A 16565-nucleotide genomic window follows, 5' to 3' on the forward strand; every position below is an offset into this window, starting at 1 on the left:
GTTCTTAGCTCAAAAATCTGCTTATGAAGCAATACGGTTGGTTGTCATTTTCTGCTTAGCAGTATGCTGTTGTTCTGCCCACTGATTTAAAGTGCTTGGACTCACAGGGTTTGCAATAGGATCTAAAAATACAGGTACTGGTCGTTCTGCTTCGTCGTTATAACTGGTGGTAAACAGTCGAACACGGTTCAGACAAATTTTCTCGAAACGTGGACGGAACATACTGAATTTTTCAATACGATCTGCCAATTCAGGATGTGCCTGATGAAATTCATCGATCACGCTGGAGATGGTTTGCCAAAACTCAAGTTCTGTATGCTCTGGATAATCTTCAAGGAAGACATTACAGATATAGCGGTAATGCACCATGAATAAACCTGTAAAGATAAAGTGACTAAGTTCTTCAGCAGGATGGCGCAGTAAAATTTGCCCTTCAGTTGGTAAATTTTCGAGTTCAGGAAAATCTTCATCAACTAAATTGACATCATCAATAAAGTCCTTCAGCACCATTTTTTTCGGTAAGCCATTTTCATGGATCAACATGGTGTTTTCACCGTGGGGAGAAAAAGCCAAACCATATTTGTATAAACAAATCAGTAGCGGTGTTACACAAACTTCAGCAAAACGTTTCAGCCATTGCAAAGGGGTCAAACCTGAAGCCTCAATCAACACGGATAAAATAGACCGACCATTTATATCTCGATGCAACAAAGCTGCTTGGGAAAGCGCCAACTGATGTTCACCGATACAAGGCTCTACACTTTCACGCCATAGGCAACCAAACAATTCTTTAAATTGGTAAGGCGCAGCGTCTATCTGATCAAAACACGGCTGTTGCAAAGTGAGACTTGCGACTTCGCCCAAAAACTCCACCTGAGTTTTTTGCAGGTCTACATCATGATGTTGAATGTCCTTCAGCCAAGCGGTCACCGCAGGTGCAGCTAAATTTCGTTTTGAAGGCAAACCTCGATATACCGCCGTATTAAAGATACTGACAGGTAACTTCACATAATGCCGTTCAGGATGACTGGTATTGCATAAGGTACGAATTGATTGCATTGGCACATAGTCATCTTGTCCAATGTCCAATTCAACAATGCGCTGATCAACGATTTCATTGGCATAGGTCGGGATTAACCACTGATGCCACTGCCACGCATGTACAGGAATAAAATAATACTCAGCAGCATCTACGGCTTTGTCCGCCAATTGCTGTTGAAAATCGTGTAATTGCGCAGAATTCAATTCATGGCGATATAAGCTTTTCGCATCCCAAGCCTCGGTCGAACGAAACTCAGCTAAATCACGATGAACAGCTAACCACAGAACTTTGACCGTTGGAGAAATCTCTGGTGCTGAGCTTAAATAATCATCATAGCCAAAGCCCATACGCCCCTTACTCATAATGAGCCATGGGTGTCCACGTAACATGCCTTCAATTTGATAGTGTGGCGCTGACAGCACAGCCTGACTCAGCAATCTTTGCTCATCAAAAACATGTGCTTCAGCCAACCATGTATTGTTCATTTCTTTAATCAAATAGGCCTTGGTAAAAGGTTTCACTTCAGCTTGATTTGAAAAGGCACGAATAAATTCATGTAGATTCCATGCGGGCTGTGCTGTCGAATCACCTAAATCTCGAACACTCCCTTCAACTATACGCCAATGCCCAAGCAGAAACTGAGTCGCTTCAAATTGATACGTTTTATCATCCAGTTTGAGTTGCCAAGTGTTATTTTCCACTTGCTGAATCTGAATAATTTCTTCATATAAAAACTCAGCAATCGCCATTTCAATCAGTCTTTGTCCTGCACGGCGCCACTGCGTTTGATTTATCTTTAATTTTGCAAATGTCATTATAATTTCTCGAGTTTAACCGTATTCTGTTCTTGCTTATTCGGCATGGTCGTATTGCGGTTCATTGCATAGTTGGCAATGGTTTTTTTAACGGATAAAGATCTTTGGATATTGGTTGGCGCTGATTTCTTCACAATGCCCATACTGTGCATTTCAGCATTTTCACTGGGTGAAAAATGTTGGAAACTTTGAGCTTGATCACCTAAATCGTATAAGTTAAAACCCAATAATTGATTGGCAATGATCGCTGCACGGTGAGCACCCAACCCTAAATCAGGAGTCCCGACACCGTGACTGTGCATTTCCTGATTTTGAACAAAGATTTCCCCAACAGCGTCATGCTGTACGCGGTAGTCCTGACTAATTTTCCAGCGACCGAATTCATCACATTGAATCAGTGGTTTTAGATATTTGAGATATTGCCACTCTGGACTGTGATATCCCGTTGAAGCCACGACAAAGTCCGCATCCAGATAGAATTGTTCTGCCGTGACTTTATGCTGAAACTGCAAACGGATGCCCGCACCATGAGGCTCGGCATCGACCAAACCCACCTGAGCATGTAAATGCGTCTGTTGAATATTTTGACCAATACTCCGGTGATACAGTTTTTGGTAAATATCACGGATGGTTTTTGCACTGATGCCCTTATATAACAAACCTTGTTGTTTCAGTTGTTCGGCTTTATTTTCAGGGCTCAGTTGATAAAAATGCGTAGTATAATCCGGACTAAAATGCTCTAAACCAAGCGGCGCATATTCCATCGGGAAAAACCCATTAGAACGGGTCAGCCAATGCAATTTAAACTGCGCTGTTGTGGTTTGATCCTGCAAATATTGACGATCAAACAGATCCATAAAAACTTCGGCCGAAGACTGGCCTGATCCCAGTACAACCACATTCCCTTTCAAGTGATTTAACGCTGCATTGCAATAATTTGCAGAATGTAAGCAGCGCTCCGGATATTGCTGTTGTATGTCTTTTAGACACTTTGGTAAATGCGGAACATTCCCCGAACCAATGACCAAATTTCGGCATTGATAACGTCTAAAACGTCCATCTTGTTTAACCATGACTTCAAAGCCTTGTTCTTGGGCATAAATGGCTTTTACGGTTGATTGATATTGAATATGCTCTAGTTGGTCTGCAACCCACTGACAATAATGGTTATATTCACGTCTAGGAATCTGAGCTTGTTCTAAAAAATAGAATTTGTATAAACGCTGTTGTGCCTTTAAATAGTTTAAAAAACTAAAAGGACTGGTTGGATCGACCATGGAAACCAGATCGGCCATAAACGGTACTTGCAATACTGTATTGGGCAATTGCATACCCGCATGCCAGTCGAACTGTGGTTTCTTTTCAAAAAATTGATACTGCAAATGATTTTGCTTATGTAGCAAACTCGCCAAACTGAGGTTAAATGGCCCTAAGCCTATCCCAATAAAATCAAGCATATTGCACATCCTTCTGTTCCACACATAAAGGATTTGGCAACTGTACATAAACCGATTGCTGATCGACTGGGGCAATCAATTCATCCAGCTCATACAAGCGTGTCAACAGATTGCCCTTATACGGCAAGGTCGGCTGATACAGCAATGAATGAATCAATGAACTTTCTGGATATGCCTGATGTAAGTCCAACAGTTCATTTTGCAATATCGATATCAACACTTGTTCTGTAACATATCCAGTTGCACCAATTGCATTGATAATGCCGAATAAAGTATTACCAAAGAAATAATAGCTAAAGCGCTCATCGACAAAGGCTTTGGAACCCACGGCATGCGCTTTTTCTTGCAACTCTGGAAATGCGCTTAAGACTTCACCTGCAAGTTCTTCAATATAGTAAAAGCCTTGATTGTCGCGCAGCCATAGATATTTAGGCATTGCATGTTCCAGCTCAAGTAAGACATTTTGCTGATGTGATTCAAAGGCCATTCCGTATCGGTGATACAAATACATCAATGGTTTTAGACTGATAGCTAAGAATTGTTTAAACCAATTGATCGCAATGGCGCTTTGATCAAGTTCAGGTTGTTGTTTTTCGATTTGTTCAAACAAGGCATTAAAACGGCTTTTCGGCTGTGCAGGATGCTCTTGGCACAATGACGCAATACAACTCACCTGCTGCTTTTCACTAAAAGGCTGATCACGGAAGATGCAAATAGTTTCATCGACTATTTCATCATCTATGCTCAATGCCATCCATGCAGGATCATTCACCGCTTTGAGCGTTGGGCATTGTTTTAAAATACGTTCACCAAGACTTGAATGCCAAAGTCGATGGGTCATTTCACCACGGTGGCATTCTTTGGCAAGATTGACTCGGATTGAATTGGTGATCATTACGGAAAGTGATGGTTTCAACATCCACGGCGCCGCAAAACTTGCCATGGTGCGTACAGATGTTGTTGGTGAAAATGCCCAACCTTTCTCGCCAAAATCGATAATTTTTAATTTGGTTTTTAAGTTTTTAAACCATACTTTTGACTGTAAATAACGTGCTTGCCAAGGATGCAAAGGCAATAACTTATAATGTGAATAGGCATTCAGTAGTGCTTGATCAGTTTCTGATAAATGCCATTGCAATTCGCTTTTCAATTGCGCTGATACAGCTTGATCTAAAGCTGAACCTTCTTGAATATATTCTGGAGCTACCAACCAATAATGCAGTTGGCTTAGACCTTTGGCTTCTGGCGAATACCTTTCCCAATCTTCATGCACAAAACCGACCCGACTTTTCGGTGCAGGATGCATACTGTGCCCTAAAATTAAGGCCTGTTCCGATTCAATGAAGCTTTGTTCCGCTTGGACCAAAGTCTCAAAATCATGTTCGCGCAGTGTCAAAAATTGTGTAAGCGCTTCACGACTTTCGATCCAACGTTCTAATAATGATGAAGCATCCAGTGTATGACCTGACTCTTGTACGAGCTGTTCAAGTAATAAACTCGCGATCGCGGTGATACTAAATGACTGTTTCTGTCCCTTGTTAAAGACGTGTGGGAGATCTGCAAGACGATGTCTACCAACAAGGCTGACATAAGATAGTGGTACAAATAACTGTGATTGTATGCAATCTAAAGGGATGCATAACAACGTCAAGCCTTGGCTAAACGTCAATTGTGATGAATTCTGTTGATACTTTTCCAGCAAAATACCTTTACCGGTTTCTTGTGAGTATGCATTGACAAGATGCTGCATCGCCAAGCGATTTGCAAGCTCTTTCATCTGACCATATCCTCTATTTTTAAGCTTTTCCAAGCTTTGTCATGTAATTATGTTTCTTTAACTGTGCAAGTAATGCTTAGTACACTGGCCAGCGTGAAACTATGTTAATGATAATCATTATTGTTAATAATTGCATTTTTGTGAAGATTTGCTACAGGATTGCAAATTTGGTCTTATCTCTATGTATTTAAAAATTAATTTTTTTGATATGAACTTTTCTGTTTTTATTTATACAATTTTCTGAAATGGAACTAAATGATAATTTTCTCATTTAGCATAGAACAAATGAATCGAATTGCTTATTTTTTAGCCAAATTATCACATTGTGCAACTTAAACTAAAAACCCATGTCTTTTACATGGGTTTTTATATTCTGCTTTGAACCAAGCTTTTATTTAAATCAAAGAACGAAATGTGCAGTTAAATTTTAATCATTGAAGACTTTACTGGCATCATACTGATCATGCATCTTTATTGACTATAAGCATGCATTTCATAACAAACACCTACTGATTTCTGATCCATATCTTCTATTCAGACTGGCTATACAGCATGAATGATGAATATGTACTCAAACGATTTGGTTGAAATCAATCAATTGATTTAACAACCCAATCCAAAAACTTGTGCTTATCAAAAAAGTCTGGCGCAGCATTCGCAAATACACTTTTTTCTCTGTTGTTAAATATTCCTTTGTAATAAAAAGACCTATCTGCGGTAAATTTTGACTCATCCCCTTCATGTAATTCTTTAAAGAAAATCGATAACTGCATAAATCGACTTTTAGACGCTAAACCATGTTTTTCTAATACAAAATTATAGATTTGCTCAATAATCGCTTTAGTATTTGAATAAGGCATTTTGTTGTCTTTTTATTAGATCGCTCTTTCAAATTACAGCTTTTAAATTAAAATACAACTGTTTTAGTCGGATTTTAAATACCTATTTTTTATAGGTATTTTTACATTTAAATATAATTAAGCACTATTAATGAATGAGCCTCTAAACATGAAGTTTTACTAAATTCTACTTCTGCAACTTCATGGATTTTCGTTATTCAAAGCTAAAAATAAACCCACATTTGGCGAGCATTTTGTACTAACTGAATTAAGACAATTTCGTCCACTATTACAGAAACATCTTAGATACCCTGATCTAGGTCTAATTCTCAATTTGCACTTCTAACTTTGCTTTAATACTATTCACCTAAGCACTTAAAAAAGCATATAAGCGGATCCAAGAAACATTACATATGAAATTTAACTTCAGTTTTGATATAGCCCTCTTTACAACAATATTTACTATTTACTTATTTGTTTGCGGTTACTTTTACTACGATGGTTTAATCAGCTACTACGGATTTAATCAAGTTTCACTTGGCATATCTATTCAAGACTATCTAATGTATGGATGGGTAAACGGTATGTCAGGGCTAGTAGTAGGCTTCTTAATACTTTTACTCGCTGCTTTGGTACATACTGTCTACCAAAATAATTTATATGAAGTGATGATAAAATTTATATTTGTCTTTATTACATTTATCCTTCTCTTTATTTTCAACCTGATTTTTAAAAGGATCTTAGTAAAATTGTGGCAAATTTTACTAACTATTTTTATCTATACCATTAATAGCAAAATACAAAAACCTTTATCAATTGTAGGCTTATTTTGGATTTCTCTTGGGCAATTTACGCTCAATATCATAAAACCTGCAGCTAAAGACGCCATTGATTCATCAGAGAAATTTCATAATTTTGAAGTCATAGAACACAGTGAAAAAATTGATAAAATTGTTCAAAGTGGTGGAATTTACTATGCATATTTAGTTGGTTTTTATATTTTATTTTTCACATTTACTTTTTATGTTATTAGTATTGGTAAAGATGCCCGTAAAGAAGCTGAAAATGAATTTAATAGCACAAAACATAATCAAATTATCATTGACGATGCCCTCATTACTGATTGGCTCGAAGCTAAAAAACTAACTATTACATATCCAGCTAAAGCTAAAGTTATCCATTGTGGCACGCAAAAATGTCTAATTGCCCTGCATACATCAAATTTAAAAGATGCGAATGGGCTCACTTTAAATACAAAACAAAACTACTTAATAAAGCTTGTAAACACTGAAAGTTATGTTGAATTAAAATAAAGTTATCTCTCGTGATTTTGTGCATAATTAATAAACTTGCACCTGAAATATTATGCAGAAAAATAAGTATCGAACATTTAATCAACACCCCAGACAGCAGCTGAAAATCTAATAGTAAAAGTTGTAATTATCATCAACCAAAATTTTTCGGCTGTTCCGAGATAACTAAATTTTCGCTTAAAAGAGAAGATGAGTTGTGATTATATTCCTAAGCATCTCTTCCGTACACTTGATGCATCATCGAACCACAAAGCCGCTCAATGCGGCTTCTGTTATTTTATAGATTGTGAAGTGGAAGGTATTCCCTCTAAATTCACTTAAATTTAAGTAGTGAAAAACCGCACTTAAACATCAATCACATCAGCAAAATTTGCACCCAAGACTTTTGCTAAATCTTCGGGTTTTAAACCAATATCCAAACCACGCTTACCACCACTCACATAGATTTTAGCTAAGTGCTGCGCAGAAGCATCGATCACAGTTTTTAAGCGTTTTTTCTGTCCAACTGGACTAATACCACCAACCAAATAACCGGTTAAACGCTCTGCATCTTTTGGGTCAGCCATTTTGAGTTTTTTACAGCCAAATGCTGTGGCCACTTTTTTCAAATTTAGCTGATATTCAACTGGCAATACGGCAACAAAGTAATTTTTATCGTCCGTAACCATTAATGTTTTAAACACTTCTTCGACCGTTAAACCAAGTTTTTCCGCAGCTTCTAAACCAAAACTTTTTGCTTCTGGGTCATGATCATATTCATGAATTGTAAAGTCGATTTTATTAGATTTTAAGAGTTTACATGCAGGTGTCATTGCTTTATCGTCATTCCATTCGGACAACTAGGAAAACTCGATTATAAGCCTATTCTAGAAAGACTGGCGAAGACTTTTATATTTTTCATGAACATGGCTTGTGCAATAAGTTCGAGTTGAATACATTTAAACAAAGCAAAAATTTCAAAAAAAGATGACAACACTGATTCAAGACCTCATCCAATTATTATCTGTAGTGCCCAAAGAGCAGGGCTACTTTTTAGCACAAAGTAAACCACTGTTTGGTGACCATATTTTTGGTGGACAATTACTTGCTCAGAGCATAGTCAGTGCATCCTATACCTGTACACTCCCACTCCACTCTTTACATGCCAACTTTACTTCTGCGGGTCATGCAAATCATCCCGTATTATTTAAAGTCGAAAATTTACGTGATAGCCATAGTTTTTCTACACGACAAGTGACCGCCATACAGCATGGCAAACCAATATATATGGTGATGTTGTCCTATATGAAAAACGAAATGGGTATGGAGTATCAAATACCTGAACCAGATTTGATCCAACAATTTCCACCAAGTAGCCTCAAAGAGGAGCAATTCTATAAAGCGCAAATCCAATCATCTATTTCACCTGAATATCTATCCACATTTTTACAGCCTTTTCAGCTTATATCTAAACCAATTGAATACGTGCTGACAGATTTGCCACCGTCCGGTCAAGCTTCTGTCTTAAATCAAAATCAATATGCAGAATATTTAAAACTCCATGATGCCTTAGATGCCCAATTTGACCAACTTCATATACATCAGGCCATTGCAGCATACTATTCAGACTATAATTTATATTCTGCGGCGCTCAAAACACATGGTTTAAATTATCTGTCTCCTGAACTCATCGCAACCAGCCTTGATCATTCGATGTATTTTCATCATACCTTTCGGGTGGATGATTGGATTTTCTATGACATGAATACCACTCGAACCTCGCAATCACGTGGGCTTAGTCATGGGCAAATGTGGCAAGATGGAAAATTAGTCGCAAGCACCACACAAGAAAATTTAATGCGTTATACAGGCGAATCGTCAGCCTTGTGACAATCTTTAACATTCAAATTCTTGTTATGTTAAGCATCAAGCGTATAAAATTCATGCAAATCATACCGCTATAACAATAATATGCCTTCGATCTACCAACTTAAACCTGCATTTCAAAACCTGCTTCGACCTTTGGTTAAATCACTTCATCATCTTGGTATTACAGCAAATCAAGTAACACTACTAGCAATGTTCATTTCGCTAGCTGTGGCATTTTTTATTTATATCTATTTCTCTCACAACGGTATTGGTATTTTACTGTTGATTTTCCCCGTATGGATGCTTATTCGTATGGGTTTCAATGCTATAGATGGCATGCTGGCACGTGAGTTCAACCAACAATCCAAACTCGGTGCTTTTTATAATGAATTATGTGATGTGATTTCTGACTCAGCACTCTATTTTAGTTTAATTTGTTTTGCTTTTATTCAAGCTGAATTACTTATTTTAACCTGTTTTCTCGCCATACTTGCTGAATATACAGGTGTGATGGCGCCATTAGTGGGTCAAGAACGTCGCTACGATGGTCCAATGGGAAAAAGTGACCGTGCTTTTGTATTTAGCATCATCTGTATCGTGATCGTGACTTCTTCTATATTGAATGTTGGCTTAAATACATTGTCTCTTATTTGCAATAGTATTTTGATTATTATCATCTTTTTATTATTTATCACGATTTATAACCGCATTAAAAATAGCATTATCAACCCACAATAAATTTCAGTTTAGATCGTCAGTCGATTCATTATTTTGAGAACAACACAATGTATAACAATACTCAGCATACCTTTACGAGCCATGATGGAACATCCTTGTTTTATCAACATTGGGAAAATAGCAGTTTAAAAAGCAACCGTAAGAAAAAAGCGGTGATCTTATTTCATCGTGGCCATGAACATTCGGGACGAATGGCGCATTTGGTCAATGAATTGAATTTGCCTGATTTTGATTTTTTCGCTTGGGATTCGCGAGGTCACGGCAATACCCCAGGTGAACGTGGTGATGCACCTAGCTTTTCTGCATGCGTTCAGGACATTCAATATTTTATTCAGCATATTGAACAAACTTACCAAATCCGATCAGAAAATATAGCAATTGTAGCTCAAAGCGTTGGTGCTGTTTTAGCCGCGACATGGGTGCATGATTATGCCCCTAAAATCCGTGCTTTATGCCTTGCCTCGCCTGCATTTGACATCAAACTCTATGTGCCTTTTGCAAAACCTGGCTTAACACTTCTCAATAAATTCGCTGGCAACTTTTTTATTAATAGTTATGTCAAAGCCAAAATGTTGACACACGATACTGCACGTGCGCAAAGATATGATACTGACCCAAAAATCGCTCGGGCCATTTCAGTCCGGATGCTGCTGGGGCTATACGCAGCTTCAGATCGAATCGTTAAAGATGCACAAAATATTTTTGTTCCTACTCAAGTCTTATGTTCAGGATCTGACTTCGTGGTGCATCAAAAACCGCAATTGGCGTTTTATCAAAAACTCCCTCATCCATTGAAGGAATTTCACGTCTTAGATGGTTTTTATCATGATACTTTAGGTGAAAAACATCGCAAAATCGCCACAGATAAAATCTATCGCTTTATTCAACAATGTTTTAAACAACCCTATTCCGCACCTAAACTTTTAGATGCCGATAAAATTGGCCCGAGCTGTGCTGTAGCAGAAACCTTAAGTTCAACGCTTCCAAAACATTCTTTAAAACATGCATTTTGGAGCTTAACCAAACAAAATCTTAAAATTGGTAGTCTCTTTTCCAAGGGTTTAAAAATTGGTGAAGAGACAGGATATGACTCCGGCAGTACCTTAGATTTTGTCTACAGAGATAAATCAGAAAGCCAAAATGCACTGGGTAAAATCATCGATCGACAATATTTAAATGCGATTGGTTGGCGTGGTATTCGCGTTAGAAAACAAAATATTGAAGCGCTATTAACGAAATATGCTTCTAAGTTAAATGATGCCCAACACGCGGTACGGATTATGGATATTGCTGCAGGCCATGGCCGATATATTTTAGATGCTGTACAAAAACTGCCTCAACAGCCTGAATCCATCCTGCTTAGAGACTATAGCTCGATCAATGTACAAGCGGGTCAAGCAATGATTGAGCAAAGAGGTTTAAGCCAGATTGCCAAATTTGTAGAAGCGGATGCCTTTGATGCCACTTCATTAGCCAGTGTTGAACCTAAACCCACTCTAGCCGTGGTCTCAGGTTTATACGAATTATTTAGTGATAATGATTTACTCAGACAGTCCTTATCCGGCTTATGTCAGGCCATTGAGAAAGATGGGTATCTCATCTACACAGGTCAAATTTGGCATCCGCAACAAGAGTTTATTGCCCGTGCTCTGACCTCACATCGCCAAGGAGATGCATGGGTGATGCGTTTACGCTCACAAGCAGAAATGGATGCATTAGTTGAGCAAGCTGGTTTCAAAAAAATCGATCAAGTTATTGATGAGTTTGGTATTTTCACCGTTTCCGTTGCACAAAAAATTTAAGCTTGGACGGTCAATCTTATGCATAAACTGGATACTGAAAAAGGAACTTGGAAATACGGCCTACTGTGTTTGGTATTTCTGGCACCTTTTTTCTTCTTAAGTTATGGTTTTGCCAATCAATACGCTGCGGGCTTAGCTTCCGTACCTGTTATCGTCTTTGAATGGGAAAAATATATTCCACTTTGGCCATGGAGTATTGTGCCGTATTGGTCGATTGATCTGTTCTATGGTTTGTCTTTATTACTTTGTTGGAATAAGTTTGAATTAAAACAACATGTACTGCGACTATTTTCGGCACAAATCCTTTCAATCAGCTGCTTTTTACTTTTCCCGCTACGTTTTAGCTTTGAGCGCCCCGAACTCACAGGTTTTTTCGGGCTGTGGTTTGATGTCTTGATGGGCTTTGATAAACCCTTCAATCAAGCACCCTCTCTGCATATTGTGCTACTGGTGATTCTTTGGGATTTTTACCGTCGGCATAGCACAGGTAAGCTAAAATATCTGGTAGATGGTTGGTCCTTTTTGATCGGTCTCTCGGTTCTAACCACTTGGCAGCACCATTTTATAGATATCCCAACAGGTTTATTAGTCGGTGCCTTATGTTTATGGCTATTCCCGATGTCCTGTCCTGCGCCCTGGGCTCGAAACCGACAGAGTCGTCTAAGCTTAAAGCACATTAAAATCGGCATCCTTTATCTGTTTGCTGCCTTATTGTGTAGCGCAATCGCACATGCAAAAGGTTGGTGGCTTTGGCTGCTCTATCCTGCAAGCAGTCTGCTTTTAGTTTCGTTTGCATATTTATTCAATCGACCGCATTTTTTTCAAAAACTCAGTCATGGTGATATGACCATTGCTGCAAAAATATTGTTTGCGCCTTACTTTGTATTTGCTTGGATCAATAGCCGAATCTGGACCTATCGCCATCCTAAAGATTCTAAAATCATCAAAATCAATCAGAGTTATATTTATTTAGGTCGCTATCCGTCCAAACAGGTCATGCAACAATATGATGCTTTACTCGATTGTTGCGCAGAATTGCCCACTTATCCAAAGTGCTCATATGCCCAAAACTTGTGTTTAGACCTGATTCCTTTACAGGCCAATCAGCTACATAATGCTGTAGAGTCTTTAGAACTATTCTTGAAATCTAATAACAATGATGAAGCACAAAACATCTTGGTCTTCTGTGCTTTGGGATATTCACGAAGTAGTGCTGTAGTTGCCGCATTATTATTGAAACAACATCCTGAATATTCAGTCGAAGATGTTTTACGGATTATTCGCCATAACCGTCCTTGGGTTGTGCTTAAAACACCGCAAATAAAACATTTAAATACTTATCGTTTAAAACTTAAAGGACTTGCACCATGAATTTACAACTTGTGGTGCTATCAAAGTTGTTACAATCAACCACTGGATTGCTCATTTCAGCTTATGTAGCAGCGATCCTCACGCTCTGGCTCATTATCCAGTTTGGTAATGTGATGCTATTCGATTTGCTATATTTATTAATTTGTCTAGTTTTGCTCGGAATACAACATTATTTAAGCCTGAGAATCAAATTTGATTCGGCACTTTTAGCCACTGTCGCTGAATACAGCCAAACTCAAAACCTTGAACAAACCACCAAGGAGCTGGACTTAAGTTTAATCAACTTAAAATTAATGCCTACAAATAAATGTGGCCGCGCATGGGAACTACGTGAGTTAGGTTGTCTGGCTTTATTTAAATGGCAGATCTTTGTGCTTTGCTTGCAATACATCGCATTCATCTGCATATTTTTACTGTATAAATAATTCACAATAATTTGAAGCCATGCCAAATCCATTAGACACTTCAAGGAATGCTCACTCACCAATGAAAGGTAATTTTTTAAGCCGTTCAATTGCTCGCTATATTGCCTTTCTCACTCGTCGTGGTGCGCGGCTGCTCACGGGCGCGCGGAGTCTGTGGGTCGGGTGCAAACCGGTTATGAAACAGCGTATTTATTATGCAAATCATAATAGCCATATCGACTTTATTTTGCTTTGGTCATCACTGCCGACAGATCTCAGACGGAAGACGCGTCCTGTAGCGGCTTCGGATTATTGGTTAAAAGATGGCTTTCGGCGTTTTCTCATTCAAGACACGTTTACTGGTGTCACTATTCAGCGAAATCGAGAGCAAAATCAAGATCCCTTAGAACCGATCAAAATCGTATTAGCGCAAGGTGACTCGATTATTTTCTTTCCTGAAGGTACTCGAAATTTAAATGATGACGTTGAATTATTAGAGTTTAAAAGCGGCTTATTTCATCTCAAAAATCAATTTCCAGATGTTGAAATCGTACCGGTATGGATCTCAAATTTAAAACGTGTCATGCCTAAAGGCGCGCTTATACCATTGCCATTATTATCTACCGTTATTTTTGGCAAACCTTTAGAAGCACATAATGCACACAGTAAAACTGAGTTTTTAAACTACGCTCAAGAAGAACTACTCAAATTAAAAGCATTGGAGTATCAATAATGGAATTCACCAATGCGCAAATGACCTATGTATTATTTGGTATCTTTGCAGTTATTTTGATTATTGCCTCAACCATTGGCTCAATACTAAAATTTAAAGCGGGTTATGCACCTGCACCGGTCATCGACAATTTAAATGCGCGGATCAATGCATGGTGGGTCATGTTGTTGGTACTTGGTGTAGCAATTTCATTAGGTAAAATCGCCTTTGTGATCCTGTTTGCATTGATTTCACTCTTTGCTTTACGTGAATTTATTAGTTTACTCCCGACCCGTCGCGGTGATTATCTTCCTTTGCTGATCGCTTTTTATTTTGTCATCCCTTACCAGTATTACTTGGTGTATATCGACTGGTACGGGCTATATTCTATTTTTATTCCGCTGTATGTGTTTCTTCTTATCCCTATCGCTACACTCAAAGCTGAAGATACCACGCGATTTTTGGAGCGTAGCTCAAAAATTCAATGGGGACTGATGATCAGCGTATTCTGTATTTCGCATGTACCTGCGCTATTAAACCTCAAACTTCCCGGATTTGAAGGTGAAAAAATTTGGCTAGCGATCTGGCTGATCATGGTGGTACAAGCCTCCGATGTCTTGCAATATGTCTGTGGCAAGCTATTTGGAAAACACAAAGTCGCACCGATACTTTCACCATCTAAGACCGTTGAAGGATTAATCGGAGGCATTGCTTTAGCCACTACACTAGGCGTGGCTATGTCATGGCTTACACCCTTTAGTTATCTACAGGCTGCATGTATTGGCTTTATTGTTTGTATATTCGGTTTCTTTGGTGGTCTGGTCATGTCAGCCATTAAACGTGATCGTGGTGTAAAAGATTGGGGACAACTCATCCAAGGCCATGGTGGCATGCTCGACCGAATTGATTCAATCTGCTTTTCTGCACCGATTTTTTTCCACATTTTGCGCTATTGGTGGTCTTAAACAGCGTCCCATTGAAAACAATCATTTTTAGATTTTGAAGTTTTAAAATTAAGCACAATAAAGAATCCCAAGCAAACAAGCTTGGGATTCTTCTCATTAGGTATTCGATTTAAACGTCTGAAACTGCAAACTTTTTAAAAATACTTGCACGACGTTTAGGATGAATATTGGCTTTAGTTAAATCACCTTGATAGTGATCATAGACACGTTTATCCATCATCTTAAACCATATAGAGGGTACTAAAGCAGGAATTAGCATAGTGGCATAGCCGCTAGGCAACTCTGGGGCTTCATCAAAATGTCTTAATGCCTGAAATGGACGAGTCGGATAAGCATGATGGTCTGAATGTCGTTGTAATTGATACAAAAATAGATTGGTCACAATATTATTGTTATTCCAACTATGTTCAGGCATGGTACGCGCATAGCTTCCATCCACTTTTTGCTCACGTTTCAGGCCATAATGTTCAATATAATTAATAATTTCAAAAAGGCTGATTCCATAAAAGGCCTGTGTAACTAAATACGGTGTCACGCCTTTACCAAACATTTTCAGCATCGCGGTATGAAAACCAGCACTCATCGCCCAACCATGAAACAGCTCATTGTCCTTCGAAAAGAAACTTAAACCTTTACGTTTTAAACGTTGTTTCTCAATCTGCACCGCCGATTTAATTCCACCAAATACAGTGCGTGGCCAAAACTCATAAAAGGTTTCGCCCATTTTTGAAGATGCAGGATCTTCAGGAGTTGCCGCACGTTTATGGTGTCCATATGGATGTTCTATACGGAAATGGCTATAACCTAATGGTGCGAGCGTCGCATGTGCCCAGTAATGGTCTTTTTTATGTGGTCGATGGCAGAGTTCATGTGCTGTATTTACACCGACGCCATTAATTGCACCCATCGAAATCCCAAGTAGAACTTGATCTAATATTGAAACATCTTTACGGGTAACCACATAGCCAGCAAAAGCATTCGCTGCCATTTGCAGTAGAATAAATAATTTGACGATACGATCATAATAAGGATCATTTACTAAAACTTTAATGTCATCATCTGTCGGGTTATTGGCATCATCACCGATCAGTGCATCCAGTGCAGGAATAATGACATGCAATAGAAGCGGCCCGCCCATGGCAAATAGTTTTTTTGTCGGTTTTGGACCAAAATGATAACCCGCCAAGATCCCCATACCAATGACAGGTAAACCTGGACTCAATAGCCAACCATAACGTTTTTTATCTAAAACACTACCGATTTTGCTTTCTAACTGAGCGAGCTGCTGTTCATTTAATTTTACTGGTGCATTCATGCGCTAGACTTCCCTAATTACTTCTTCTGTGTTTATATTCGTAAAATATGGGCAGCCAGAACAGTTTTAAGCGTCCAAAAAAAATATGCGATCGTCTTTGGCATTTAAGGATAAATGTTGACCTTTAAACACATAGTGACCATCTATAAATACAAAATTAATATGAG

Annotated in this window: 14 protein-coding genes; 8 read left to right on the plus strand and 6 right to left on the minus strand. The window is 38.5% G+C overall.

Going from position 1 to position 16565, the window contains the following annotated elements; translation table 11 throughout:
• Positions 1-21 precede the first annotated feature (21 nt).
• The 4 genes from FTT77_RS09280 to FTT77_RS09295 form a co-directional block, all read right to left on the minus strand.
• On the minus strand, positions 22-1857 hold the full coding sequence (locus FTT77_RS09280; protein WP_180109177.1) for an IucA/IucC family siderophore biosynthesis protein: 1836 nt from the start codon (positions 1855-1857) through the stop codon (positions 22-24).
• Entirely contained in the window at positions 1857-3314 is a 1458-nt protein-coding gene (locus FTT77_RS09285; RefSeq protein ID WP_180109176.1) for a lysine N(6)-hydroxylase/L-ornithine N(5)-oxygenase family protein, read from the minus strand. Before FTT77_RS09285 ends, FTT77_RS09280 begins: the two co-directional genes overlap by 1 nt.
• The gene (locus FTT77_RS09290) at positions 3307-5091 is read right to left on the minus strand and encodes an IucA/IucC family siderophore biosynthesis protein (RefSeq protein WP_180109175.1); all 1785 of its coding nucleotides are present in this window, start codon (positions 5089-5091) and stop codon (positions 3307-3309) included. The genes FTT77_RS09285 and FTT77_RS09290 overlap by 8 nt, the downstream gene beginning before the upstream one ends.
• A gap of 590 nt (positions 5092-5681) precedes the next feature.
• Positions 5682-5951: a hypothetical protein gene (locus tag FTT77_RS09295; protein WP_168378663.1), complete on the minus strand. Its 270-nt coding sequence runs from the start codon at positions 5949-5951 to the stop codon at positions 5682-5684.
• A gap of 392 nt (positions 5952-6343) precedes the next feature.
• Between FTT77_RS09295 and FTT77_RS09300 the strand changes: the two genes are divergently transcribed.
• Positions 6344-7243: a hypothetical protein gene (locus FTT77_RS09300; RefSeq protein WP_180007864.1), complete on the plus strand. Its 900-nt coding sequence runs from the start codon at positions 6344-6346 to the stop codon at positions 7241-7243.
• A 344-nt stretch (positions 7244-7587) separates the two neighbouring features.
• On the opposite strand, the gene ybaK is transcribed toward FTT77_RS09300, so the two are convergent.
• Complete coding sequence (ybaK, locus tag FTT77_RS09305; protein ID WP_180023982.1) at positions 7588-8055, minus strand: Cys-tRNA(Pro) deacylase; 468 nt, start codon at positions 8053-8055, stop codon at positions 7588-7590.
• Between the two features lie 154 nt (positions 8056-8209).
• Between ybaK and FTT77_RS09310 the strand changes: the two genes are divergently transcribed.
• The 7 genes from FTT77_RS09310 (at position 8210) to FTT77_RS09340 (ending at position 15083) form a co-directional block, all read left to right on the plus strand.
• Positions 8210-9112, plus strand: a complete 903-nt coding sequence (locus tag FTT77_RS09310) for an acyl-CoA thioesterase II (protein WP_180007865.1) — start codon at positions 8210-8212, stop codon at positions 9110-9112.
• A gap of 81 nt (positions 9113-9193) precedes the next feature.
• Complete coding sequence (locus FTT77_RS09315) at positions 9194-9829, plus strand: CDP-alcohol phosphatidyltransferase family protein (RefSeq protein ID WP_180109174.1); 636 nt, start codon at positions 9194-9196, stop codon at positions 9827-9829.
• A 47-nt stretch (positions 9830-9876) separates the two neighbouring features.
• The gene (locus FTT77_RS09320; RefSeq protein ID WP_180109173.1) at positions 9877-11631 is read left to right on the plus strand and encodes a bifunctional alpha/beta hydrolase/class I SAM-dependent methyltransferase; all 1755 of its coding nucleotides are present in this window, start codon (positions 9877-9879) and stop codon (positions 11629-11631) included.
• Positions 11632-11649: 18 nt separating this feature from the next.
• The gene (locus FTT77_RS09325) at positions 11650-13002 is read left to right on the plus strand and encodes a phosphatase PAP2 family protein (RefSeq protein WP_180109172.1); all 1353 of its coding nucleotides are present in this window, start codon (positions 11650-11652) and stop codon (positions 13000-13002) included.
• Entirely contained in the window at positions 12999-13427 is a 429-nt protein-coding gene (locus FTT77_RS09330) for a hypothetical protein (protein ID WP_180109171.1), read from the plus strand. The genes FTT77_RS09325 and FTT77_RS09330 overlap by 4 nt, the downstream gene beginning before the upstream one ends.
• A gap of 61 nt (positions 13428-13488) precedes the next feature.
• On the plus strand, positions 13489-14139 hold the full coding sequence (locus FTT77_RS09335; RefSeq protein ID WP_180003782.1) for a 1-acyl-sn-glycerol-3-phosphate acyltransferase: 651 nt from the start codon (positions 13489-13491) through the stop codon (positions 14137-14139).
• Complete coding sequence (locus tag FTT77_RS09340) at positions 14139-15083, plus strand: phosphatidate cytidylyltransferase (RefSeq protein WP_180109170.1); 945 nt, start codon at positions 14139-14141, stop codon at positions 15081-15083. The genes FTT77_RS09335 and FTT77_RS09340 overlap by 1 nt, the downstream gene beginning before the upstream one ends.
• Positions 15084-15192: 109 nt before the next feature.
• On the opposite strand, the gene FTT77_RS09345 is transcribed toward FTT77_RS09340, so the two are convergent.
• Positions 15193-16398, minus strand: a complete 1206-nt coding sequence (locus FTT77_RS09345) for an alkane 1-monooxygenase (protein WP_180109169.1) — start codon at positions 16396-16398, stop codon at positions 15193-15195.
• Positions 16399-16565: the final 167 nt, after the last annotated feature.

It is taken from the genome of Acinetobacter sp. YH01010 (genome assembly GCF_013420775.1).
Taxonomy (GTDB): Bacteria; Pseudomonadota; Gammaproteobacteria; order Pseudomonadales; family Moraxellaceae; genus Acinetobacter; species Acinetobacter amyesii.

Bases quoted from the DNA above. Each gene is read 5' to 3' on its own strand.
- FTT77_RS09280 (WP_180109177.1), bottom strand. From the start codon at position 1,857: ATGACATTTGCAAAATTAAAGATAAATCAAACGCAGTGGCGCCGTGCA.
- FTT77_RS09285 (WP_180109176.1), bottom strand. From the start codon at position 3,314: ATGCTTGATTTTATTGGGATAGGCTTAGGGCCATTTAACCTCAGTTTG.
- FTT77_RS09290 (WP_180109175.1), bottom strand. From the start codon at position 5,091: ATGAAAGAGCTTGCAAATCGCTTGGCGATGCAGCATCTTGTCAATGCA.
- FTT77_RS09295 (WP_168378663.1), bottom strand. From the start codon at position 5,951: ATGCCTTATTCAAATACTAAAGCGATTATTGAGCAAATCTATAATTTT.
- FTT77_RS09300 (WP_180007864.1), top strand. From the start codon at position 6,344: ATGAAATTTAACTTCAGTTTTGATATAGCCCTCTTTACAACAATATTT.
- ybaK (WP_180023982.1), bottom strand. From the start codon at position 8,055: ATGACACCTGCATGTAAACTCTTAAAATCTAATAAAATCGACTTTACA.
- FTT77_RS09310 (WP_180007865.1), top strand. From the start codon at position 8,210: ATGACAACACTGATTCAAGACCTCATCCAATTATTATCTGTAGTGCCC.
- FTT77_RS09315 (WP_180109174.1), top strand. From the start codon at position 9,194: ATGCCTTCGATCTACCAACTTAAACCTGCATTTCAAAACCTGCTTCGA.
- FTT77_RS09320 (WP_180109173.1), top strand. From the start codon at position 9,877: ATGTATAACAATACTCAGCATACCTTTACGAGCCATGATGGAACATCC.
- FTT77_RS09325 (WP_180109172.1), top strand. From the start codon at position 11,650: ATGCATAAACTGGATACTGAAAAAGGAACTTGGAAATACGGCCTACTG.
- FTT77_RS09330 (WP_180109171.1), top strand. From the start codon at position 12,999: ATGAATTTACAACTTGTGGTGCTATCAAAGTTGTTACAATCAACCACT.
- FTT77_RS09335 (WP_180003782.1), top strand. From the start codon at position 13,489: ATGAAAGGTAATTTTTTAAGCCGTTCAATTGCTCGCTATATTGCCTTT.
- FTT77_RS09340 (WP_180109170.1), top strand. From the start codon at position 14,139: ATGGAATTCACCAATGCGCAAATGACCTATGTATTATTTGGTATCTTT.
- FTT77_RS09345 (WP_180109169.1), bottom strand. From the start codon at position 16,398: ATGAATGCACCAGTAAAATTAAATGAACAGCAGCTCGCTCAGTTAGAA.